The 1759-nt window shown below is 73.4% G+C and carries 1 pseudogene; it reads left to right on the top strand.

From position 1 onward, the window contains the following. Positions 1-41 precede the first annotated feature (41 nt). Positions 42-1759, top strand: a pseudogene (locus ACH4EB_RS22810) (type I polyketide synthase); the annotation flags it as partial.

Here is a 1759-nt window from a genome sequence, read left to right as displayed (position 1 = left end):
AAGAGCGGACCATGACCACATCCAGTGAAACCGTCGTCGCGGCCCTCCGTGCCTCGCTGAAGGAAGCCGAAAACCTGCGCCGGCAGAACCGCAAGCTCGCCGCCGCGGCCACCGAACCGATCGCGATCGTGGCGATGAGCTGCCGGTACCCCGGTGGCGTGAACTCGCCCGAGGACCTCTGGGACCTGCTGGCCGCCGGCGACGACGCGGTCGGCGCGTTCCCCACGGACCGCGGCTGGGACCTCGACGCCCTGCGCGGCGCCGGCGTCGACCGGCGCGGCAACGCCGTCAGCCAGGAAGGCGGCTTCCTCGACGGCGCGGGCGACTTCGACGCGGACTTCTTCGGCATCTCCCCGCGCGAATCCGTCACCATGGACCCGCAGCAGCGGCTGCTGCTGGAGACCTCCTGGGAAGCCGTCGAGCGCGCCGGCATCGACCCGGTCACCCTGCGCGGCAGCCGCACCGGCGTGTTCATCGGCACCAACGGCCAGGACTACGCCTATCTGCTCGTACGCTCCCTGGCCGACGCCACCGGCGACATCGGCACCGGTATCGCCGCCAGCGCCACCTCCGGCCGGCTGTCCTACACGCTGGGCCTGGAGGGCCCGGCTGTGACCGTCGACACGGCGTGCTCCTCCTCGCTCGTGGCCCTGCACACGGCCGCCCACGCGCTGCGGGCCGGTGAGTGCACGCTGGCCCTGGTCGGCGGGGTGAACGTCATGTCGTCCCCCGGCTCCCTGATGGAGTTCAGCCGGCAGGGCGGGCTGGCGGCGGACGGCCGGTGCAAGGCGTTCGCCGACGCGGCCGACGGCACCGGCTGGTCGGAAGGCGTGGGCGTCTTCGTCGTGGAGCGGCTGTCCGACGCCCGCCGCAACGGGCACCCCGTCCTGGCGGTCGTACGAGGCTCGGCCGTCAACCAGGACGGCGCCTCCAACGGCTTCACGGCGCCCAGCGGCCCGTCGCAGCAGCGGGTGATCCGGCAGGCGCTGGCGAGCGCGGGCCTGTCGGCGTCGGACGTGGACGTGGTCGAGGCGCACGGTACGGGTACCCCGCTCGGTGACCCGATCGAGGCGCAGGCGCTGCTGGCCACCTATGGGCGGAACCGTGACCCGGAACGGCCGCTGCTGCTCGGGTCGGTGAAGTCCAACCTGGGGCACACGCAGGCGGCGGCCGGTGCGGCGGGGCTCATCAAGGTGATACTGGCGATGCGGCACGGCGTCCTGCCGAAGACGCTGTACGCCGATGTCCCGTCATCGCACGTCGACTGGTCGTCCGGCGCGGTGGAGCTGCTGACGGAGCCCCGGGAGTGGCCCAAGGCCGACCGGCCGTGGCGGGCCGGTGTGTCCTCGTTCGGGATCAGCGGCACCAACGCCCATGTGATCGTGGAGCAGGCGGAACCGGCCGAAGAGCCGGAGACGGAACCGGGAGCGGGCCCGGCGCCCGCCGTGGTGCCGTGGCCGGTGTCGGGCCGGACCGAGGCGGCACTGGCGGCGCAGATCGAGCGGATCTCCGCGCGCAAGGGCACGGCCGCACCGCTGGACGTGGGATTCTCGCTCGCCACGGGCCGCTCGGCGTTCGAGCACCGCGCGGTGCTGTTGGCGCGGACCCCCGACGGCGAGCTGTCCGAGGCGGCCCGGGGCCGCGCGGAGACGGGCCGCTCACTTGCGGTGCTGTTTTCGGGGCAGGGTGCGCAGCGGGTGGGGATGGGCCGGGAGTTGTATGGCCGGTTTCCGGTGTTCGCGGGGGCGTTGGATGAGGT

This window comes from Streptomyces sp. NPDC018045 (assembly GCF_044327445.1).
In the GTDB taxonomy this organism is placed as follows: Bacteria; Actinomycetota; Actinomycetes; order Streptomycetales; family Streptomycetaceae; genus Streptomyces.
The sequence above is the reverse complement of the archived record's forward strand: the minus strand, read 5'-3'. Positions and strand labels throughout refer to the sequence as shown.